We start from the raw sequence: 21,957 nt of genomic DNA, 5'->3' as shown, positions 1-21,957 counted from the left end.
CAAGGTTGCAAAACGAAGAATTTCAGCGATAAAGAAACCAGTTGGCAGAAGCCAACTGGTCTGAATTATGGGTAACGTTTGAGATTACAGTTTAGATGCGTTCTGAGACAGGTATTTAGCTACGCCGTCTGGAGATGCGCCCATACCTTCTTTACCTTTTTCCCACTGTGCAGGGCATACATCGCCATGCTCTTCGTGGAATTGTAGTGCGTCAACCATACGCAGCATTTCGTCAATGTTACGACCCAGTGGCAGATCGTTAACAACCTGGTGACGGACAACGCCATTTTTGTCGATCAGGAAAGAGCCACGCAGAGCTACGCCAGAGTCTGGGTGCTCAATACCGTATGATTTTTGAATTTCACGTTTAGTATCAGCAACCATTGCATATTTAACTTCGCCGATACCACCGTTATCGATAGGAGTTTTACGCCATGCGTTGTGGACGAATTCAGAGTCGAAAGAAACACCAACAACTTCAACACCGCGTTTTTTGAACTCTTCGTAGCGGTGGTCGAATGCGATCAGTTCGGAAGGACATACGAAAGTGAAGTCCATTGGCCAGAAGAAGATAACGGCAGGTTTACCGTTCAGGTGTTTTTTCAGGTTGAAATTCCCAACTATTTCGCCGTTGCCAAGGACAGCTGCTGCTGTAAAGTCAGGGGCTTGACGAGTTACCAGAACCATGAGTTACTCCTGTAGTTTTAACCGGGGTTTATGTGAAAATTGGATGTAGAATAAGGAATTAGCGTACATCAATAAAGGGTAAAATACTAATTTTTGCAATAGATTTTACCTATCAATACTTTATTTTTATTTTCTTTACTATAACGCTTTACCCGTGTTGTTAATTGGGTGAGGTTTCCAGTTTCATTTGGGGGAGATTGTAAAAATCTTTATTTTGTGCTTTTTCCATCATAGAGGGATAAAATTGCCAGAATAATGCTTCAAGGTCAGAGTAATGTTGTTCTATATCCTGAAATGATCCCGATAAAGCAGATAATCTGGGATGTCTTCGGGCCATGCCATTTAGTACATTTGCGATAAATGTAAGATCTGCATAGCGGATCAACCAGTTTTGTGACCATAAAAACTCATTCATTTCCTGAAATTTTTCGGGAGTTTTATAAAGATGAGGTTCTATCTGACTGTGGACACGGTGAATAAATGCCGGTAATGAGTCATCGGGAACCAGTTTATCCCAATATCGGGAAAGGAAGTGATCCCAAATAATATCCAATGTAATCGGTGCAACCCGCCGATATTGGCTACTGAACAGGTAACGGGCTTGAATAACCAACGGGTGGGTATCTGTTAATACATCAACCCGTCGATGCATGCGAATGCCTGCAACCACGTCAGCGCTGTATTGTCCCTCTGGATTACCGCGAACAAAATCCGCCATCAGGTTCCCTAACAGGGAGCTTTCAGCCAGAGTAGCTAAATGAAGGTGAGCGAGAAAATTCATCCGGTGATTATAATATAAATCAGCGAAGTTATGTGCTTATTTGTTGCACCCTCAGAGCTGCGGCACTAGACTAGTCCGCTTGTTTTTCTGAATGATTAAATACAATGCGAGTCTCCGATTTTACTTTTGAACTTCCTGACGAAATGATTGCTCATTACCCTCAACCACAACGCAGTGGCTGCCGTCTGCTCTCTCTTGATGGTGAAACAGGGGGGTTAACGCATGGTGTTTTTACGGATGTTCTTGATAAGCTGAATGCCGGGGATTTACTGGTTTTCAATAATACTCGGGTTATACCCGCGCGTATTTTTGGCCGGAAGGCCACCGGCGGTAAACTGGAAGTTCTGGTTGAACGGGTGCTGGATGATAAGCGGGTACTTGCACATGTGCGCGCTTCCAAAGCGCCAAAAGAGGGGGCAGAGCTGTTGCTGGGGGACAGTGAGAACGTTAAAGCGACGATGCTGGCCCGCCATGACACGCTGTTCGAAATACGTTTTGATGATCCGCGTGATGTGCTGTCCATTCTGGATGATGTCGGCCATATGCCTTTGCCGCCTTATATTGATCGCCCTGATGAAGAAGCGGATCGCGAGCTGTATCAAACGGTATACAGTGAACGCCCAGGCGCAGTAGCCGCGCCAACGGCGGGTCTCCATTTTGATGAGCCATTATTGGAAGCCCTGCGTGAAAAAGGGGTGGCAATGGTTTTTGTTACCTTGCATGTAGGGGCCGGTACTTTCCAGCCAGTGCGTGTGGAAACCATTGAAGACCATATTATGCATGCTGAATATGCTGAAGTGCCGCAGGATGTGGTTGATGCTGTCCTGGCATGTAAGGCCCGGGGTAATAAGGTTGTCGCTGTCGGAACAACGTCAGTCCGCTCGTTGGAAAGCGCAGCAAGAGCTTGCCAGGATGGGTTAATTGCGCCATTTTTTAATGATACGCAGATTTTTATCTATCCGGGTTTTGAATATCAGGTTGTTGATGCGCTGATTACCAATTTCCATTTGCCGGAATCGACACTTATTATGCTGGTTTCTGCATTTGCTGGTTATAAAAATACTATGAGCGCTTATAAAGAGGCGGTGGCAGAAAAATACCGTTTCTTTAGTTACGGTGATGCCATGTTTATTCGCCGTAATCCTTTGGCTTGCAAGGAAAAAGTTTCTTAATTTATTGTAATTAATGTATGAAATCAGCATCAGACTGTTTATCTGGTGCCTGGAGGTTAAGTGAAATTTGAATTACAAACTACTGATGGTAAAGCTCGGCGCGGTCGTCTGGTTTTTGAACGTGGCGTTGTGGAAACGCCGGCATTTATGCCTGTGGGGACTTACGGCACAGTAAAAGGCATGACACCGGAAGAAGTGAAAGAAACCGGGGCGCAAATTCTGCTTGGTAATACTTTCCACTTGTGGCTGCGTCCAGGGCAGGAAATCATGAAACTTCATGGTGACTTGCATGGATTTATGCAATGGCATGGCCCGATTTTAACGGATTCAGGCGGTTTTCAGGTATTCAGCCTCGGCGCGATGCGTAAAATCAAAGAGGAAGGTGTACATTTCCGCAATCCAATTAATGGTACGCCTGTTTTCCTTAGCCCGGAAAAATCAATGGAAATCCAGTATGACTTGGGTTCTGATATTGTGATGATTTTTGATGAATGTACGCCATATCCTGCTGATTGGGATTATGCGAAACGTTCGATGGAGATGTCCTTGCGCTGGGCAGCTCGCAGTCGTCAGCGTTTTGATGAATTACAGAATAAAAATGCTTTGTTTGGTATTATTCAAGGGAGCATTTACGAAGATTTACGTGATATCTCAGTAAAAGGTCTGGTAGAGATTGGTTTTGATGGGTACGCTGTAGGCGGTCTGGCGGTTGGGGAGCCTAAAGAAGATATGCACCGTGTTCTTGAACATGTCTGCCCGCAAATCCCGCAGGACAAACCGCGTTATCTGATGGGGGTGGGAAAGCCAGAAGATTTGGTGGAGGGGGTTCGCCGTGGCATTGATATGTTCGATTGTGTAATGCCAACCCGTAATGCCCGTAATGGTCATCTTTTTGTCACCGAGGGTGTCATTAAGATCCGTAATGCCAAACATAAAGAAGATATTTCACCGTTGGATGAGCAATGTGACTGCTATACTTGCCAAAATTATAGCCGTGCGTATTTGCATCATCTTGATCGTTGTAACGAAATTCTCGGTGCAAGGCTGAATACTATCCATAATTTGCGGTATTATCAGCGTCTAATGGCTGGGATCCGTAAAGCCATCGAAGAAGGTAATCTTGAACAGTTTGTTGAAGATTTTTATCAGCGGATTGGTAAACCGGTTCCGCTATTAAATGTTTGACTTAAGTGGTTATTGACTGACCTCAGTGTGTATAGCATATTGCGGTTGGTTTTTTGATTACTATCAATTTTGATAACAATGAGGGAAAAGTTTAATGAGTATTATTTCTGAAGCAACGGCATCTGCTGGTGCACCGGCGGCTCAGGGAAGTCCATATTCTCTGATCATCATGTTGGTTGTTTTCGGTCTGATCTTCTACTTCATGATCCTGCGTCCACAACAGAAACGTACGAAAGACCATAAAAAACTGATGGATTCTATTTCCAAAGGTGATGAGGTTCTGACCAATGGTGGTTTGATTGGTCGTGTAACTAAAGTTGCTGATACGGGTTATGTCGTTTTAGCACTGAATGACACCACTGAAGTGACTATTAAACGTGATTTCGTCGCTGCCGTTTTACCGAAAGGTACAATGAAGGCTCTGTAATTTCTGATTTTCCCGAAGGGAACTGCCGTGCTAAACCGTTATCCTTTGTGGAAGTATCTGATGCTGATCGCTGCGATCCTCATCGGTTTGCTTTATGCACTTCCCAACCTTTATGGTGAGGATCCGGCTGTACAAATCACTGGCGCGCGAGGCATTGCCGCCAGTGAGCAAACGCTGGACCAAGTCCGTAATGTTTTAGAGAAAGATCAAATCACGAGTAAATCTATTGCGCTGGAAAATGGTGCGATTCTTGCTCGTTTCAATAATTCTGATATTCAGCTTCGTGCCCGTGAAGCTCTGATGTCCGCGTTGGGCGATCAGTATGTGGTGGCATTGAATCTGGCACCAGCAACACCAACCTGGTTGGGTAAGATTGGCGCAGAGCCAATGAAACTGGGCCTTGATCTGCGTGGTGGTGTGCACTTCCTGATGGAAGTGGATATGGAAACCGCATTAGGCAAACTGCAAGAGCAGAATATTGATGGCCTGCGTACTGATTTACGTGAAAAAGGTATTCCTTATTCTACTGTCCGTAAAATTGATAATTACGGCGTAGAGATCCGCTTCCGTGATGAAAAAGCCCGTTCTGATGCGGAGAGCTATCTTACCAATCGCCATCGTGATGTAGTTTTCAGTGTTGGAGCCAATAATACCCTGAAAGCGGTGATGAGTGATGAGCGTCAGCGTGAAGCCCGTGCTTATGCGGTACAGCAAAACATTACCATTTTGCGTAACCGCGTTAACCAGCTGGGTGTGGCCGAACCGTTAGTTCAGCGTCAGGGAGCTGACCGTATCGTGGTTGAATTACCGGGTATTCAGGATACTGCCCGTGCTAAAGAAATTCTTGGTGCGACAGCAACCCTGGAGTTCCGTTTAGTTAATACCAGTATTGACTCTACTGCGGCTATATCAGGTCGTGTACCGGGTGATTCTGAGGTGAAAAATACCCGCGATGGTAGCCCGGTTGTATTATATAAGCGAGTTATTCTGACCGGGGATCATATTACAGATTCAACCTCTGGTACGGATGAATATGGTAGTCCGGAAGTGAATATTTCACTGGACAGTGCTGGTGGCACCGCAATGTCTAATTTCACAAAAGACAATGTTGGTAAGCCAATGGCAACGTTGTTTGTGGAATATAAAGACAGCGGTAAGAAAGATGCTAATGGCCGTGCTGTGTTAGTCAAAAATGAAGAAGTGATTAACATCGCCAATATTCAGGTTCGTCTGGGGAGTAATTTCCGTATCACCGGTATTTCTAATGCAACTGAAGCCCGTCAGTTATCCTTGCTGCTGCGTGCCGGCGCTCTGATTGCACCGATTCAGATTGTGGAAGAACGTACTATTGGGCCAACTCTTGGCCTGCAAAATATTGAGCAAGGGTTGGAAGCCTGTTTGTGGGGCCTGGTAGCATCAATCCTGTTTATGGTGATTTACTACCGTAAATTCGGTTTGATTGCGAGTAGCGCGCTGTTGGCTAACCTGGTGCTGATTGTTGGTGTTATGTCTCTGTTACCGGGGGCTACGCTAACCATGCCGGGGATTGCTGGTATTGTTCTGACGCTGGCAGTGGCAGTCGATGCTAACGTGTTGATAAACGAACGTATCAAAGAAGAGCTGCGTAATGGCCGTACCATACAGCAAGCGATACATGAAGGCTATAAAGGTGCTTTCTCCAGTATTATCGACGCCAACCTGACTACGCTGATTACTGCGATCATTCTTTACGCTGTTGGTACAGGGTCAATTAAAGGCTTTGCAATAACAACGTCAATTGGTGTCGCTACTTCTATGTTCACTGCTATTGTAGGTACTCGGGCTATCGTGAATCTGCTATACGGCGGTAAGCGTATTAAGAAGCTGTCAATTTAAGGAGCACGTTGTGGCACAGGATTATACTGTTGAACAATTGAACTACGGTCGCAAAGTCCATGACTTTATGCGCTGGGACAACGTTGCTTTCGGAATTTCGTTGCTACTGTTGGTGGCTTCTGTTTTTGTGATGGCAACCCGCGGGTTTAACTGGGGATTGGATTTTACCGGTGGTACGGTAATTGAAATCAAACTCAGTCAACCTGCTGATTTGGATAAGATGCGTGATAGCCTGGCGAAAGCAGGTTTTGAAGATCCTCTGTTGCAAAACTTCGGTAGCAGCCGTGATGTGATGGTGCGTATGCCACCGCTGATGGGTGCGGCGAATGAGGAACTGAGCAAAAAGGTTATTAAGGTCATCAATGACTCCGTTGATAAAGACGCGAGTGTGAATCGTGTTGAAATTGTTGGGCCAAGTGTCGGTGCTGAACTTGCCCAAAATGGTGCGATGGCGTTACTGGCGGCGCTTATCTGTATCTTGATTTATGTTGGGTTCCGTTTTGAATGGCGTTTGGCGTTGGGGGCGGTTCTCGCGCTTGCGCATGATGTCATCATCACGCTCGGGGTTCTGTCGTTGTTTCACATCGAGATTGACCTGACAATTGTGGCGTCGCTGATGTCCGTTATCGGTTATTCATTGAATGACAGTATCGTGGTTTCTGACCGTATCCGTGAAAACTTTCGTAAGATCCGCCGGGGTACGTCGTATGAAATTATGAACGTCTCTTTGACTCAAACATTGAGCCGTACCATCATGACTTCTGCGACTACCTTACTGGTGGTGCTGATGTTGTATATTTTCGGTGGTGCAATGCTGAAAGGTTTCTCACTGGCGATGTTAATCGGTGTTTCTATCGGTACGATATCTTCTATCTATGTTGCTTCCGCATTGGCGTTGAAACTGGGTATGAAGCGTGAACACATGATCCAGCAAAAGGTTGAGAAAGAAGGGGCTGATCAGCCATCTTTATTGCCTTAATTATTCTGCCTTGATGCTGTTCAAACACCCTGTGAGTATTCGGCTGGCAGGGTGTTTTTTGTTTAGATTAAGGTAAACTGTAAACTGAGTTCGGACTAACCATCAGGAAGTGATATGCATTGCCCATTTTGTGCCGCTGTTGATACCAAAGTGATTGACTCCCGTTTGGTGGGGGATGGCTCTCAGGTGCGCCGGCGTCGCCAGTGTCTTGAGTGTCATGAACGATTTACCACTTTTGAAATGGCTGAGTTAGTTATGCCGAGAGTGATAAAAAGTGATGATATCCGGGAGCCATTCGATGAAGAAAAACTGCGCCGAGGTATGCAAAAAGCATTGGAGAAACGTCCGGTCAGTTCTGATGATGTAGAAGTGGCGATTAGCTATATTAAATCTCAGTTACGTGCTACCGGTGAACGGGAAATTCCATCTAAAATGATTGGTAATGTGGTGATGGATGAATTGAAGAAATTGGATAAAGTCGCCTATATCCGTTTTGCTTCCGTCTACCGCAGCTTTGAAGATATTCGTGAATTTGGCGAAGAGATTGCTAAATTACAGGATTAATAAGTAGTGAATAACGATGAAAAATATATGACGCGTGCTTTCGAATTGGCGCGTCAGGGATGTTTTACCACATCACCTAATCCTAATGTCGGTTGTGTGATTGTGAGTGATGGGCAGATTGTTGGGGAAGGTTTTCATTTACGTTCTGGTGAGCCACATGCTGAAGTCCATGCTTTGCGCATGGCCGGAGATAAAGCCAAAGGGGCAACGGCTTATGTCACTCTTGAGCCATGCAGCCATCACGGTAAAACACCGCCTTGTGCCGATGTCTTGATTGCTGCCGGCGTTAGCCGTGTGATTACTGCTATGCAGGATCCTAACCCGCAGGTCGCGGGAAGAGGGTTTTATAAGCTACAACAGGCGGGTATTGAAGTCGAACATGGGCTGATGATGGAGGCGGCGGAATCCCTCAACAAAGGGTTTTTGAAGCGGATGCGTACAGGCTTCCCGTATATTCAGTTGAAGATGGCGGCTTCTCTTGACGGACGAACTGCGTTGGCTTCTGGAGAAAGCAAATGGATTACCTCATCCCAGGCTCGTTATGATGTGCAAAAATTCCGTGCTCAGTGCAGTGCGATTCTGAGTTCCAGCAGTACTGTTCTGGCTGATGATCCTAGCCTGACTGTTCGCTGGAATGAACTGGATGCAGAAACTCAGGCGATTTATCCTGAAGAAACTCTTCGTCAACCAGTGCGTGTTATTGTTGATAGTCAGAACCGTGTTACTCCGCAGCATCAGGTCATACAACAACCCGGCCATTGTTGGCTTGCTCGTACTAAAACGGATGAACATAACTGGCCTGAAAATGTAGAGCAGATACTGTTGCCTGCTCATGGTGCTGGTGTAGATTTAGTGTTATTGATGATGCAATTGGGTAAACGTCAGATTAATACTGTCTGGGCCGAATGCGGCCCGCTGTTGGCGGGTGCATTACTGACTTTGGGGCTGGTAGATGAATTGATATTTTATGTTGCGCCAAAAGTGCTGGGTGATGCCGCCTGTGGTTTGTTTACCATTCCTGAACTTAAAAATCTGGCGGATGCGCCGGAATTTAACATTTTTGATGTACAGCAAGTCGGGCCTGATCTTCGTCTACGTTTGCGGCCTGTATACTGATTGAATATGTGAGTGCGGGTTAACCCGCCTGTTTTTATGCTCTGTTGCTAAATCGGCAGGCGCGGCTAACGAAAGAATATGATAGAATCCGCCCCCCCGCGGATATGAACAGATATAAGGAAGGCTATGAACGTCATCAAAGGTATTGTTGCGGCTCCACAAGCTCGTGTGGCGATTGCCATTGCACGTTTTAACAACTTCATTAATGATAATCTGTTAGAAGGCGCGATAGATGCGCTTGAGCGTATCGGCCAGGTGACCTCAGAGAATATCACTGTTGTCTGGGTTCCTGGTGCATATGAATTACCATTGACGGTAAAAACATTGGTCGAAACCCAAAAATATGACGCAGTTGTCGCGCTGGGTACCGTTATCCGTGGTGGTACCGCTCACTTTGAATACGTTGCTGGTGAATGCAGTTCCGGTCTGTCTAATGTAGCAATGACCAGTAAAATCCCAGTAGCATTTGGTGTTCTGACTACAGAAAGCATTGAACAGGCGATTGAACGCGCGGGAACCAAGGCGGGCAATAAAGGCGCAGAAGCTGCATTAACCGCACTGGAAATGATCAATGTAATTAACGCCATTAAAGGCTGATTTTAGTTTTAATTAAGGGGAATCTTGTGAAACCTGCTGCTCGTCGTCGTGCTCGTGAGTGCGCTGTTCAGGCTATATACTCATGGCAATTATCTGGCAATGACATTGCTGACGTTGAATTACAGTTTCTGTCGGAGCAGGACGTCACTGGTGTTGACGTAACCTATTTTCGTGAATTGCTGTCAGGGGTCGCTGTGAACGCAGTTAAGCTGGATGCTTTGATGGCTCCTTATCTTTCCCGTCAGCTTGAAGAGTTAGGTCAGGTAGAAAAAGCCATTTTGCGTATTGCTATGTTTGAACTAAGTTATCGTGATGATGTCCCTTATAAAGTGGCTATTAACGAAGCTATCGAATTGGCCAAAGTCTTCGGTGCTGAAGATAGTCACAAATTCGTGAACGGGGTACTGGATAAATCTGGCCCAGCAGCACGCAAGAAAAGATAATTCTCACTGCTTGCCGGGTTTTTCCCACCGTAGACGATGATTTATAAGGCCGGGATACCGGCCTTATGTACGTAATCATCTGTAACTTTTTGGGATTCTATTATGGCATGTGGCGAATTTGACCTCATTGCGCGTTATTTTGATCGCCAGGTAACTAACCGGCGTGACGTAAATCTGGGTATTGGTGATGACTGTGCACTGATGACGCTGGCCGATAAACAGCAATTAGCTGTCAGCACGGATACCTTGGTTTCAGGCGTTCATTTCTTACCTGATATTTCTCCTGAAGATTTGGCTTATAAATCTCTGGCGGTGAATTTAAGTGATCTGGCCGCTGTCGGTGCTGATCCTGCCTGGCTTTCACTTGCGTTGACATTACCGGAAATAGATGAGTGTTGGCTAAGTGGTTTCAGTGACAGCCTCTTTGAACAATTGCGTTATTACGGTATGCAGCTTATCGGTGGTGACACCACCCGTGGTCCAATGAGTTTGACATTAACGATTCATGGTCTGGTTCCCGCAGGCAGAGCATTGCGGCGTGCCGGCGCAAAAAATGGCGATTGGATTTATGTGAGTGGCTCGTTGGGTGACAGTGCGGCAGGTTTGGCTCTGTTGCAAAACCATTTGCAAATTTCTGATCCAGAGTCCCGTGATTGGCTAATTCAACGTCATCTCCGGCCACAACCCCGTATTTTGTTAGGGCAGGCATTGCGTAACCTGGCAACGTCAGCAATTGATTTGTCTGATGGCTTGATTTCCGATCTGGGCCACATATTGAAAGCCAGCCGATGTGGAGCCAGAATAAATCTGGATGCGATCCCTTACTCTGGTGCAATGAAACAATACGTTGAACCGCAACAGGCACTTATGTGGGCTTTGAGTGGCGGGGAGGATTATGAATTATGTTTTACTGTCCCGGAAAGGAATCGCGGCGCGCTGGAAATCGCTTTGGCTCATACTGGCGCTGGTTTTAGCTGTGTCGGGCAGATTATGCCGGAATCAGAAGAGATTCGTTATTACAGCAATAATAAAGAGATTAAATTGGATCTAAAAGGGTTCGATCACTTTATTACCGAGGAAGCACATGGATGAGGCAAAACGCCGTTTACGGATGAGTAATCCCTGGCATTTATTAGCGACGGGTTTTGGTAGTGGGCTATCGCCGGTAATGCCAGGAACAATGGGATCTGCTGCTGCTATTCCATTCTGGTTATTACTGATGCAGTTTCCAGAATGGATTTGCTGGTTGGTGATTATTGCCGGAATGTTGTTCGGGATAATGATTTGCCAGCGTACTTCTGATGATATGAAAGTTCATGACCATGGCAGTATTGTCTGGGATGAATTTATCGGTATGTGGATCACATTAATGGCGATTCCTGTGGTTAACTGGCAGTGGGTTTTAACGGGTTTTATTGTGTTCCGTATTTTGGATATGTGGAAACCATGGCCTATTCGCTGGTTTGATCGTTATGTTCATGGCGGATTAGGTATCATGTTAGATGATATTATCGCAGCTGTATTTTCTTTCGCCATTGTTTGGTTACTGGCGTTTTATCAGATTTTGACTTTCTGATGTGCGGTGCATTTGATTATTAAGTCTATTTACGGTTTTTATAAATCGACTGGGTATAATATTTGGGTGCATATCGAGCAAAAGAGGGATAGGAGCTGCCTCTCCACCAAATTGTTCCATTGGGCTCTCCCATTTTTCAGCGGGATTTATGACGAAGGCTTTCTAGCCCTTCTAACATTTCATGGGTGAAGCCTGTTCTTCAATACTTCGTCACTAATACCAAGTGATATTTCATCTTGTAGACACCGTGATAATGTGATTTCATTAGTAATGTGATGATTTTATTGTTTTTTTACGAGAATAACTAGTTTGCCGGGCAGCTGGAAGCATCGCGCCTTGCAGCCCTCGCGGCGTTGACGATGTCTTGTGGTTATCTTCTTTTAGGCGGCTTCTGCGGTGAACTGAGTTATATTCCGCGTATCGCGGCGTTCTTGATTGGACTCGGTTGGGGAATGTTCTATATCAGTGGGCCCATGGCATTGTCGGAGCGTGTTACCGATGTTGACAGGGGTCACTAGTTTACCCGCTTTAGTGCGTTTCAAATGGCTGGGATTTGCGGCGGTCCTATCCTTCTCACCGCAGCGGTTGAACAGGCAGGAGTGCCCGTCCAAACAACGTTTCTCCTTGTTGGCATCGTTGGTACCTTCGCCTCACTGCTTCTGGCGATTTTTGGGATCAGGGAGCCGCGTGGTCAACGGGAGTTATCACTGGACCTTGGGTGAAAAAAATAACGAAGATCGCCGCAAGTAGTGCGATCCGTCCCATTGTGATGGTAGGTCTGGGAGGCTGCGTATTCTCCGGCATGATGTCGTTCCAGAGTTCACTTGTCGAAGGAACTCGTGCAAATGCAAGTACATTCTTCGCTGTACATGCAGCGACCGTGGTTGTGTCGCGGCTTTTGTTGGCCCGAGGTTTATCGACAATGCCCCGTATCCCGTTAGTCACTACGCTGATGTTATTCTTAATCATGGGCATTTTGGCTCTGCTGGGTATACCGGTTCACCCCGTGTTCCAGATTGTGGCGGCCATGTTAACGGGGATAGGGTATGGATTGGTGTATCCTGTCATTCAAACATGGGCAGTAAACGACTCTGCTATTGAGAATCGTCATGCGGCCCTCACCTGGTTCGTTGCCGCCTATTTTGTAGGTATATTTGGATTTCCGGTGATAGGTGGATGGATATTAGTTAGCGGGGACAAGGCTTTGTTTATCCTTGTCCTGGCCGCAATAGCTTCTCTTGAACTTGTGATGGCGTTATTGGGAGGGCGGTGGTTTTGCCGCATTAAGGACAAGCATGCGGCTTTATCAAAAGTATAAAGCGGCGAAACCGACTTTTTGTTTTTTGCCCCATACCGCTGAGATTTATTCACTATTAATGCGTCCGTAAAGTTGGCTTGCTTAGTCCTACCGCCGCATTTAATCGGCTTTGCATTGATGTAGTCGTCCAATGCACACCAGAACGCATAGCCATCTTCGAAGACAACATTGGGTTCTTCAATAAGGCTATGCAACACATCTACCAGCGGCTCTTTAGAATGTCCTATTATCCCTATATACTCAGAAAAATAGCCTTTTATTGATACTATTTTGAATGCCTGCGGCATCAAGCCCTAAATCAGCTCTGATTTCTTCCTGGCTGCCTTGTGGCACAAATTGGTCAGGCAGGCCAATGTTCAGAATTTGCACAAGACGGCCTTCTTGCATCAACAGTTCATTAACACCACTGCCGGCACCACCCATAACCGCGTTTTCTTCCAAAGTGACCAGTAAATCATGGCTACCAGCCATTTGCAGAACCAGCTCTTTATCCAGTGGCTTAACGAAACGCATATCAACGACAGTCGCGTCCAGTGATTTTGCTGCTGTTAGTGCATCGGGTAACAGAGTGCCAAAGTTCAGAATTGCTACTTTCTTACCCTGACGGCGAATAACACCTTTACCAATGGGCAACTGCTCGAATGGTTGACGTTCTGCGCCAGTTCCTGCTCCTCGCGGATAGCGTACTGCTACCGGACCTTGCTGGTAATGATAACCGGTATGCAGCATTTGGCGGCATTCGTTCTCATCACTTGGTGCCATGATCACCATGTTGGGAATGCAACGAAGGAATGAGAGATCAAACGCTCCTTGATGTGTCTGACCATCAGCGCCAACGATGCCACCGCGATCTATTGCAAACAGTACAGGCAGATTCTGGATTGCGACATCATGAATAAGCTGATCATAAGCACGTTGCAAGAATGTTGAGTAGATAGCGACAATCGGCTTGTAACCACCAATTGCCAGACCAGCGGCAAAAGTCACGGCATGTTGTTCTGCGATAGCGACATCAAAGTATTGATCCGGATATTCGCGGGAGAATCGCACCAGACCGGAGCCTTCACGCATAGCCGGAGTGATCGCCATCAGTTTCTTATCGTTAGCGGCTTCTTCACATAGCCAGTCTCCAAATATTTTGGAGAACGTCGGGCGGTTGTCTGAACTCTTGGGTAATGTACCGCTAGCCGGATCAAATTTAGGCACCGCATGCCAACTGATAGGATCTTTTTCGGCTGGCGCATAGCCACGGCCTTTTTTGGTCATGATATGTAGGAGTTGTGGCCCTTTCAGCTCGCGCATATTTTTCAGTGTCTGAGTTAATGTCAGTACATCATGTCCGTCAATCGGTCCTATGTAGTTAAAGCCCAGTTCTTCAAACATTGTGCCGGGAATGACCATCCCTTTGATATGTTCTTCGGTTTTTTTCAGTAATTCTTTAATGGGGGGCAGGTTAGAAAAGACTTTTTTTCCACCTTCCCGCAGTGTGGTATAGAGTTTCCCGGAAAGAAGCTGAGCCAGATGGTTATTTAACGCACCGACGTTCTCTGAGATAGACATTTCGTTGTCATTAAGAATGACCAGCATATCGGGATCGATATCCCCCGCGTGGTTCATCGCTTCAAAGGCCATACCCGCCGTTATCGCGCCGTCACCAATAACACAGACTGTGCGGCGGTCTTTGCCTTCACGCTGAGCGGCAATTGCCATACCTAATCCAGCGCTGATGGAGGTAGATGAGTGCCCGACGCACAAGGTGTCGTATTCACTTTCATCCCGCCAGGGGAAGGGATGAAGTCCATTTTTCTGACGAATAGTATCAATACGATCCCGGCGTCCTGTCAGGATCTTGTGCGGATAAGCCTGATGACCAACATCCCATACTAGTTTATCGAAAGGCGTTTTATAGACATAATGCAATGCCACAGTCAGTTCAACGGTACCAAGACCGGAGGCAAAATGACCACTGGAGCGACTGACACTGTTTAGCAAGAATTGCCGAAGTTCATCACATAGCTTCGGCAGGCTCTCTTTTGGCAACATACGAAGTTCTTCAGGATTTTCCGCTAATGCCAATGTTGGGTATTTGGCTATATCAATGCTCATTTGATGCTCGTTAAGAAGTGTTTATTAATAGAGCTGCTGGAGGCCAAATTTACCAACAGACCTTATAACTCATCCCATTAGGTTATTTTATGTAATGATAACGCTTATTGGGATAGGTAATTAATTGTTACGTTCAATGATAAAGCTGGCAAGTGCGCGCAGCATTGTTGTGTTATAGGATTTTTCTTCCAGTTTATTCAATGCTTCTAGCGCTTCTTGATACAGCTGGTGCGTTTTTTTCTGTGCTTGTTCTAACCCCAGCAATGCCGGGTAGGTACTTTTTCTTAATTGCTGGTCACTGCCTTGACGTTTTCCGATCATTTCGGTATCGCCAATGACATCGAGAATATCGTCATGAACCTGGAAAGCGAGGCCAATAGCCTGGGCATACTGATCCAATTCAGGTAAGGCATTATGTCCACTCTGGCCTGCGCCATAGGCTCCCATTCTGACAGCGCAACGGATAAGAGCACCCGTTTTGTGGCGATGAATTTGTTCTAGCGCATGAAGATCAATCTGTTTGCCTTCAGCTTCTAAGTCTAGGGCTTGACCGCCACACATACCGGCGATACCACTGGCGGTTGCCAGCTCAGAAAGCATTTCAAGGCGATCCGCCGTTGTCACATCCGGCATTTCTCTTTTAGATAAGATTTCAAATGCCAGAGACTGTAAAGCATCTCCCGCCAAAATAGCGTGGGCCTCACCAAATTTGATGTGGCAAGTTGGTTGCCCACGGCGTAAATCATCGTTATCCATTGCGGGTAAGTCGTCATGAATTAATGAAAAAGCATGAATACATTCAACCGCTGCGGCGGGTGCATCCAGATTATTGGCAGATAATCCGAACATGTCACCTGTGGCATAAACTAAAAATGGACGCAGACGTTTGCCACCAAGTAAAGCGCCATGTTGCATTGCCTGAACCAGTGGTCTATCTGAAAATGCCAATGAAGATAATGTGCTTGTCAGAACGTTATTGATACGTTGTTGACAGGTCTTAAGCTGTTCTTTGAATTGAATCGGGTTTTGTTCAGGCATAGGCTCACTCAGTATCCGGGGAGAAGTTATTTAGCGGAGATTGGGCGTCATCGTTAAGAAGAATTTGTACCCGCTGTTCTGCTTGTTGCAAAGTCCGTTGCCCTTGACGGGCTAACTGAATACCACGCTCAAACTCGTTCAAGGCTTCTTCCAGTGCTAATTCACCGGATTCTAGACGGACGACAATGTGCTCTAACTCTTTTAATGAGCTTTCAAATGTCATTGCTGGTGTGGTTTCTGGTGTACTGCCTGGGCTTTCTGATGTTGCGTTTTTCTTTGGCATAATCTTTTTACTATTTAGAGTTCGCCTGAGGGTTGCAGGCTATCCTATTATGCTGGTGCAAACAAATCCTTAACTGGTTTTGTATTTTTTGCGCGCTATGTCGTGAGATAGTGCTATACTCCGCAGCCTGATTTGACTACCAGAACATGATGTCAGTTTCATTTATCAAAACTCCTAACGACTACTATAACTCACTATGAAGTTTATTATTAAATTATTCCCAGAAATCACGATCAAGAGCCAAACTGTCCGTTTGCGCTTTATTAAAATTCTTGCCAGTAATATTCGCAATGTGCTCAAAGCCTTGGGAGATAATATTGCAGTAGTTCGCCATTGGGATAATATCGAAGTTCGTACTAAAGATGAAAACCTTGGCTCTCAAATTTGTGATGCGCTGACACGTATCCCCGGTATCCACCATATTCTGCAAGTAGAAGAACGTGAATTTCGTGATATGCATCATATCTTTGAACAAGCTTATGAGGCTTATGGCGAATTGCTCCATAACAAAACATTTTGTGTACGGGTTAAACGCCGTGGTAAACATGCGTTTACTTCTAATGAAGTAGAACGCTATGTCGGTGGTGGTTTAAACCAGCACATTGAATCTGCGAAAGTAAAACTGACTCATCCTGATGTTACCGTTAATCTGGAAATTGAGCAGGATACACTGATTCTGGTGAAAGCCCGTTATGAAGGCATTGGCGGTTTTCCTATCGGAACGCAGGAAGATGTGCTGTCTCTGATTTCCGGTGGTTTTGATTCTGGTGTTTCCAGCTATATGTTGATGCGCCGTGGCTGCCGTGTTCATTATTGTTTCTTCAATCTTGGTGGTTCTGCTCATGAAATTGGTGTGAAGCAGGTCGCTCATTATCTTTGGAACCGCTTTGGTAGTTCCCATAAAGTCCGTTTCGTGGCCGTGGACTTTGAACCTGTCGTTGCTGAAATTCTGGAAAAAGTTGATGACGGTCAAATGGGTGTGGTGCTTAAACGGATGATGGTAAGAGCGGCATCTAAAGTTGCAGAACGCTATGGCGTGCAGGCCATTGTTACCGGTGAGGCGTTGGGACAGGTTTCCAGCCAGACGCTGACTAATCTGCGTTTGATTGATAATGCATCGGATACTTTGATTCTGCGACCGCTGATTTCTCATGATAAAGAGCACATTATCAAACTGGCACGCGAAATTGGCACTGAGGATTTTGCCCGTACGATGCCTGAGTTTTGTGGCATTATTTCAAAAAGTCCAACTGTAAAAGCGGTTAAAGCCAAAATTGAAGCGGAAGAGGATAATTTCGATTTTGATATTCTGGAAAAAGTTATCAGTGAGGCTCAGAATATTGATATCCGTCAGATCGCAGAACAAAGCAGTGAGCGAGTCGTTGAAGTTGAAACGGTCACTGAATTTGCTCCAACTGATGTATTACTGGATATTCGTTCTCCTGATGAACAAGATAATCGGCCATTGCAGATGAATGGCGTAGAAATCAAATCACTGCCGTTCTATAAATTAAGTAGCCAGTTTGGTGACTTACCCAGAGAGAAAATCTATCTGCTCTATTGTGAGCGCGGAGTGATGAGCCGCTTGCAGGCGCTTTATCTGTGTGAACAGGGGTTTGATAATGTGAAAGTTTATCGGCCTTAATGACGATATTTAGAGGCTTCCCATCAGGGAAGCCTCAATGATGAGTTTGAAGCAGGGCGCTTTTGTTTACTTTTTCACTACCATGAACCAGGCAGATGAGTGCTGAATGGTTCATAATCACTTTCCTTACATTTTATCAGGTTATATATACGGGTATTCTCAGGAGCAGGCAGGCCATGAGCACGGGCCCGGCGCAATAAATATCCAGTGATATAGTCAATTTCAGTGTGACGTTTTGCGCGGATATCTTGCAACATTGAAGAGTAGTTTTTTGCTGTGCGCTCAATAACATCGTAGACATAGGCAGTTAGGTTACTGATGGAAGTATGTATGTTTTCTCGCTCCATAACCTGAATGATTTCTTCACACAAAACATTTAATTGTTCCGGGTAGCGAAGCAAATCTCCATTCCTGCATTCATAAATCGCAGTAAGTGGGTTTATGACACAGTTAGCCGCGAGTTTTAGCCAACTAATAGCGAGAATTTCATTATGCCACGCAACGTCCGGCAAAGCCTGATGCAGAATATCGGCCAGAGAGCTGAATACAGTTGCATTTGATGTTGCAGAGCCAATATGTGTTAGTCCAGAAGCCGTATGATAAACCTGTTGGTTATTCTGATATGCGCCGTGAGTCGTGATGCCAAGGAGTATTGGATTAGGTGCAGATAGCAATTCTTCCTGGGAACCCATGCCATTGTGTAGTAATAAGATTGGGCAATCAGATGAAAGTTTGGGGAGTAGATTATTAACCGCATCAGATACTTGCCAGGCCTTCAGGCAGACAATCAGTAATTCGCTGTTGGCAAGATGGTCATTGTCATTAGTTGGGATAGGCTGGTCAAATGCTTCTCCATTAATTTCGTCAATATGAACAGGTAAATCAGGCTGGGGGATCCTTAGCCAACCTTGTACCTGGTGTTTTCGTTGTGATAATGCTGCCAGCCACAGTTTTCCTATAGCGCCACAGCCAAGAACGGTTATCTTCATAATATACCCTCGTTGCAAGACGCTGTAATATTGAATGGAAATAGCAAGATCCCGCTAATCTGAGTATAGAGCTTTTGCTGACAATGGAAAGCGGTTATCATGCCAACTTATTGATTATCAGGAGGTCACGGATAATGCCATCTTTCGATATTGTCTCAGAAATTGATATACATGAAGTTCGCAATGCGGTAGAAAACGCGCAGCGTGAGCTTGCTACACGCTGGGATTTCCGTAATGTCAGCGCCAATTTTGAATTAAATGAAAAAAGTGAATCTATCAAGATTGCCAGTGAGTCAGATTTTCAGGTAAATCAGTTGGTTGATATTATACGTGAAAAACTGGCTAAACGTGGTATTGATGGAGCTGCACTAAATATCCCTGATGATATGTTGCACAGTGGTAAAACTTATAGCGTTGAAGCGACTCTGAAACAAGGGATTGATACCCCTACAGCGAAAAAGATCGTGAAGCTGATTAAGGATAGTAAATTGAAAGTGCAGGCTCAGATTCAGGGTGAGCAGGTGCGGGTAACCGGTAAAGCGCGTGATGATTTGCAGAGTGTTATGGCATTGGTTCGTGGAGCAGAATTAGGACAGCCATTCCAGTTTACTAATTTCCGGGATTGATTTTTCTCGTATTGGCTAACTGGCTTCGCTTAATGTATTAACATATCTGGCTTAATGTGGGGTGGGATATTCCTGAGCGGGAATTCCATCCCCAATTTCCCTTCAATATCTAACCGGAGAATGAGGGGGTTTTGTTAGCGAAAGCCGCTGTAAGTTATGCTATCAATTGCTCAAGTTGTGCTCTGCTCGTCTGCTTAATATCTACTTTTATGTAAGCGCTATACTCTTCCGGCACAATAACAACTTCGCGAACACCGGGTTGAACAAGAATTTTTTGTTCCAGCAATGTCTTATTGACTATATTTTCTGGCAGCGAAATTCTGATACTGCTGACATAAGGGGGTTGTTTCATTGTCGTGCTGATAATAAACCAAATAATTGTCAGAGCGATACCTGCCATAAATACCAGCGATGCTCCCTTTAATTCATATAACCAGCCACCAAGGCTACCCCCCAAAGCTACACCTAAAAACTGGCTGGTGGAGTAAATTCCCATTGCTGTACCTTTATAACCTGCCGGCGCTTCTTTGCTGATAAGTGATGGCAGAATAGCTTCCATTATATTGAAAGCAATAAAGAAAATTTGTATGCCAACAAAGATTGTCCACAAATGGTTCCCCGCTGACCACAATACAATTTCGGCGATAAATAGCAGTGTGATACACAATAGAAACACTTGTTTTATGCGGCGCTTTTTTTCTGCGTAGATAATGAAAGGCAAAACAGATAAGAATGAAATCAGCATGGTGATCAGATAAACCTTCCAATGCTGTTGGGCTGGGAATCCAGCTTGTTGCATAACCAGAGGCAGAGCGACAAAGCTTGCCATTAGCAAAGCGTGCAAACTTAGAATGCCAAAGTTCAGTTTTAGCAGTTGGCTATCAGCTAAAACTTTATGGAAACTGTGACGAACAACGTCTGATTCACGGTTAAGAACGTGTTTATCTGTGGAAGGAACAGCAAATAATGTTATCAGAATGCCACAACCGGCTAGAACGGTAATGCCCCAAAACAGGCCATTTAAGCCAATGGTGTGAGTAAAAATTGGGCCAAGTACAATTGCTATGGCGAAAGTGACGCCAAAGCTAATACCAATAAATGCCATTGCTTTAGTTCGGTTTTGTTCGCGGGTCAAATCAGAAAGCAGAGCCATAATTACGGAGGATATAGCCCCGGAGCCTTGAAGCGCCCGCCCAACGATTATGCCCCAGATAGAATCACTGAGAGCAGCCGTGATACTGCCAAGAACGAAGAGTAGTAGTCCACCAACAATTAAGGGTTTACGGCCAATTTTGTCAGAAAGCAGGCCAAAAGGGATCTGGAAAATTGCCTGAGTTAAACCATAAATACCAATAGCGATACCAATAAGTGCTTCGGTAGAACCTTTTAGATCAAGACCATAGGTTGTTAAGACAGGAAGGACCATGAACATGCCCAGCATACGTAAAGAAAAAACTGAACCTAAGCCCCATGTCGCCCGAAGCTCAAGTGGCGTCATTTTATTATCGTTCATGGTTACCTCGAAATATTTAGATGTGCCATTGTAGATAGGTTTTTGATAAGCGGTAAATAGTTAATTGAATTAATAATATTGAAGTATAAGGGGGAGGATATGAAAAGGAAACTGATGGCAAAGGCGTATGCCATTGCCATCAGGGAGAATTACCGGATGTAAGTTAGAAGGGTTTCTGAGGACACATTTGGGTCAACAGACATCATGACGCTCAGGGAAGTGATTGCCACAATGGAAAATACAAATAACTTACGGGCCCAAACGCGGTCATTAGCCGTTTTATAACCGGATAATGCCATTCCCAACCACCAGATGCTGACTGCTGCTGCAACAATCAGATATTTGTAACCAGCGTAACCGCTGATTGCCAGCATGAGAGTTGCAATCATAAATGCCAGGATATAAAGGATAATATGGTTTTTCGCCACAGATATGCCTTTAATCACGGGTAGTACAGGGATGTTCGCTGCCTGATAATCCTTGAAACGGAAGATAGCAATGGCATAGGAGTGCGGCATTTGCCACAAACTGAAAATCAGTAACAGGATCAACGCACCCGTGTCAAACTGACCAGTTACTGCACAATAACCGATAACCGGAGGCGCAGCGCCGGACAAACTGCCGATCAACGTGCCATAGACAGATTTCCTTTTCATGTAGAGGCTGTAAACCCCTACATATACGATAAAACCGATAATCGCTAATTGCATTGCTAAGGCATTGGCTGCTACATAGAGCAGCACCATGCCAGCAATACCCAGTATTGATGCATAAATCAGGCTGATTTTCGGATCAATAAGCCCTTTTACAAGGACACGGTTTTTTGTTCTTTCCATGATCCGATCGATGTCACGGTCAATGTAGTTGTTAAATACACAACCAGAAGCCACGACTAATGAGACGCCGAGCAGAGTCGAGATGAACAAAGGGTAATCAATCACCCCTTTCGAGGCGAGTAGAAAACCACCGATGACAGAAATTAAATTGCCGAAAATAATTCCTGGTTTAGTTACTTGCAGGTATTGCTTAATCATAAT

The 21,957-nt window shown here is 45.2% G+C and carries 21 protein-coding genes and 1 pseudogene; 14 read left to right on the top strand and 8 right to left on the bottom strand.

Features of this window, described 5'->3' with window-relative positions; all coding sequences use genetic code 11:
• Positions 1-84: 84 nt before the first annotated feature.
• Both ACGF63_RS10630 and ACGF63_RS10625 read right to left on the bottom strand, forming a co-directional pair.
• On the bottom strand, positions 85-687 hold the full coding sequence (locus tag ACGF63_RS10630) for a peroxiredoxin C (RefSeq protein ID WP_387630569.1): 603 nt from the start codon (positions 685-687) through the stop codon (positions 85-87).
• Between the two features lie 160 nt (positions 688-847).
• Entirely contained in the window at positions 848-1,468 is a 621-nt protein-coding gene (locus ACGF63_RS10625) for an ACP phosphodiesterase (protein WP_036842391.1), read from the bottom strand.
• Between the two features lie 104 nt (positions 1,469-1,572).
• Between ACGF63_RS10625 and queA the strand changes: the two genes are divergently transcribed.
• The 12 genes and pseudogenes from queA to ACGF63_RS10565 all read left to right on the top strand — a co-directional run.
• A complete protein-coding gene (gene queA / locus ACGF63_RS10620) occupies positions 1,573-2,640 on the top strand; it encodes a tRNA preQ1(34) S-adenosylmethionine ribosyltransferase-isomerase QueA (RefSeq protein WP_036842393.1) in 1,068 nt (355 codons plus the stop codon).
• A 60-nt stretch (positions 2,641-2,700) separates the two neighbouring features.
• Entirely contained in the window at positions 2,701-3,825 is a 1,125-nt protein-coding gene (tgt, locus tag ACGF63_RS10615; protein WP_036842395.1) for a tRNA guanosine(34) transglycosylase Tgt, read from the top strand.
• Between the two features lie 94 nt (positions 3,826-3,919).
• Entirely contained in the window at positions 3,920-4,252 is a 333-nt protein-coding gene (gene yajC / locus ACGF63_RS10610) for a preprotein translocase subunit YajC (protein ID WP_021323460.1), read from the top strand.
• A 27-nt stretch (positions 4,253-4,279) separates the two neighbouring features.
• Positions 4,280-6,127 (top strand): protein translocase subunit SecD, encoded by a 1,848-nt coding sequence (gene secD, locus ACGF63_RS10605; protein WP_071992917.1) that lies wholly within the window; start codon positions 4,280-4,282, stop codon positions 6,125-6,127.
• 10 nt (positions 6,128-6,137) lie between these two features.
• The gene (gene secF / locus ACGF63_RS10600; RefSeq protein WP_132353813.1) at positions 6,138-7,106 is read left to right on the top strand and encodes a protein translocase subunit SecF; all 969 of its coding nucleotides are present in this window, start codon (positions 6,138-6,140) and stop codon (positions 7,104-7,106) included.
• Between the two features lie 114 nt (positions 7,107-7,220).
• Positions 7,221-7,670, top strand: coding sequence for a transcriptional regulator NrdR (gene nrdR, locus ACGF63_RS10595; protein WP_036842402.1), 450 nt, complete (start codon positions 7,221-7,223; stop codon positions 7,668-7,670).
• Between the two features lie 6 nt (positions 7,671-7,676).
• Positions 7,677-8,786, top strand: coding sequence for a bifunctional diaminohydroxyphosphoribosylaminopyrimidine deaminase/5-amino-6-(5-phosphoribosylamino)uracil reductase RibD (ribD, locus tag ACGF63_RS10590; protein WP_387630564.1), 1,110 nt, complete (start codon positions 7,677-7,679; stop codon positions 8,784-8,786).
• A 126-nt stretch (positions 8,787-8,912) separates the two neighbouring features.
• Positions 8,913-9,383 (top strand): 6,7-dimethyl-8-ribityllumazine synthase, encoded by a 471-nt coding sequence (gene ribE, locus ACGF63_RS10585; RefSeq protein ID WP_152962541.1) that lies wholly within the window; start codon positions 8,913-8,915, stop codon positions 9,381-9,383.
• Positions 9,384-9,409: 26 nt separating this feature from the next.
• Entirely contained in the window at positions 9,410-9,826 is a 417-nt protein-coding gene (gene nusB / locus ACGF63_RS10580) for a transcription antitermination factor NusB (protein ID WP_036842405.1), read from the top strand.
• A 102-nt stretch (positions 9,827-9,928) separates the two neighbouring features.
• The gene (gene thiL, locus ACGF63_RS10575; protein WP_036842406.1) at positions 9,929-10,918 is read left to right on the top strand and encodes a thiamine-phosphate kinase; all 990 of its coding nucleotides are present in this window, start codon (positions 9,929-9,931) and stop codon (positions 10,916-10,918) included.
• On the top strand, positions 10,911-11,402 hold the full coding sequence (pgpA, locus tag ACGF63_RS10570; protein WP_387630560.1) for a phosphatidylglycerophosphatase A: 492 nt from the start codon (positions 10,911-10,913) through the stop codon (positions 11,400-11,402). Before thiL ends, pgpA begins: the two co-directional genes overlap by 8 nt.
• A 308-nt stretch (positions 11,403-11,710) precedes the next feature.
• Positions 11,711-12,720, top strand: a pseudogene (locus ACGF63_RS10565) (MFS transporter); the annotation flags it as partial.
• A gap of 240 nt (positions 12,721-12,960) precedes the next feature.
• On the opposite strand, the gene dxs reads toward ACGF63_RS10565, so the two are convergent.
• The 3 genes from dxs to xseB all read right to left on the bottom strand — a co-directional run bounded on the left by dxs (position 12,961) and on the right by xseB (position 16,147).
• Complete coding sequence (dxs, locus tag ACGF63_RS10560) at positions 12,961-14,826, bottom strand: 1-deoxy-D-xylulose-5-phosphate synthase (RefSeq protein ID WP_152962538.1); 1,866 nt, start codon at positions 14,824-14,826, stop codon at positions 12,961-12,963.
• Positions 14,827-14,946: 120 nt separating this feature from the next.
• Complete coding sequence (ispA, locus tag ACGF63_RS10555; protein ID WP_036842411.1) at positions 14,947-15,864, bottom strand: (2E,6E)-farnesyl diphosphate synthase; 918 nt, start codon at positions 15,862-15,864, stop codon at positions 14,947-14,949.
• A 4-nt stretch (positions 15,865-15,868) separates the two neighbouring features.
• Positions 15,869-16,147 (bottom strand): exodeoxyribonuclease VII small subunit, encoded by a 279-nt coding sequence (xseB, locus tag ACGF63_RS10550; RefSeq protein WP_036842413.1) that lies wholly within the window; start codon positions 16,145-16,147, stop codon positions 15,869-15,871.
• 196 nt (positions 16,148-16,343) lie between these two features.
• Here xseB and thiI point away from each other — a divergent pair, with 196 nt between their 5' ends.
• Complete coding sequence (thiI, locus tag ACGF63_RS10545) at positions 16,344-17,792, top strand: tRNA uracil 4-sulfurtransferase ThiI (protein WP_152962537.1); 1,449 nt, start codon at positions 16,344-16,346, stop codon at positions 17,790-17,792.
• Positions 17,793-17,869: 77 nt separating this feature from the next.
• Here thiI and panE read toward each other — a convergent pair whose 3' ends face one another.
• A complete protein-coding gene (panE, locus tag ACGF63_RS10540) occupies positions 17,870-18,781 on the bottom strand; it encodes a 2-dehydropantoate 2-reductase (RefSeq protein WP_152962536.1) in 912 nt (303 codons plus the stop codon).
• A 134-nt stretch (positions 18,782-18,915) separates the two neighbouring features.
• Here panE and ACGF63_RS10535 point away from each other — a divergent pair, with 134 nt between their 5' ends.
• A complete protein-coding gene (locus tag ACGF63_RS10535) occupies positions 18,916-19,407 on the top strand; it encodes a YajQ family cyclic di-GMP-binding protein (RefSeq protein WP_036842418.1) in 492 nt (163 codons plus the stop codon).
• A gap of 154 nt (positions 19,408-19,561) precedes the next feature.
• On the opposite strand, the gene ACGF63_RS10530 is transcribed toward ACGF63_RS10535, so the two are convergent.
• Both ACGF63_RS10530 and cyoE read right to left on the bottom strand, forming a co-directional pair.
• The gene (locus ACGF63_RS10530; protein WP_152962535.1) at positions 19,562-20,920 is read right to left on the bottom strand and encodes an MFS transporter; all 1,359 of its coding nucleotides are present in this window, start codon (positions 20,918-20,920) and stop codon (positions 19,562-19,564) included.
• Between the two features lie 149 nt (positions 20,921-21,069).
• Positions 21,070-21,954 carry a heme o synthase gene (gene cyoE, locus ACGF63_RS10525; protein WP_152962534.1) on the bottom strand — a complete coding sequence of 295 codons (885 nt, stop codon included), beginning with the start codon at positions 21,952-21,954 and terminating at the stop codon, positions 21,070-21,072.
• Between the last annotated feature and the right edge of the window lie 3 nt (positions 21,955-21,957).

This window comes from Photorhabdus sp. RM322S (genome assembly GCF_042879395.1).
GTDB lineage: Bacteria > Pseudomonadota > Gammaproteobacteria > Enterobacterales > Enterobacteriaceae > Photorhabdus > Photorhabdus khanii.
The sequence above is the reverse complement of the archived record's forward strand: the minus strand, read 5'-3'. Positions and strand labels throughout refer to the sequence as shown.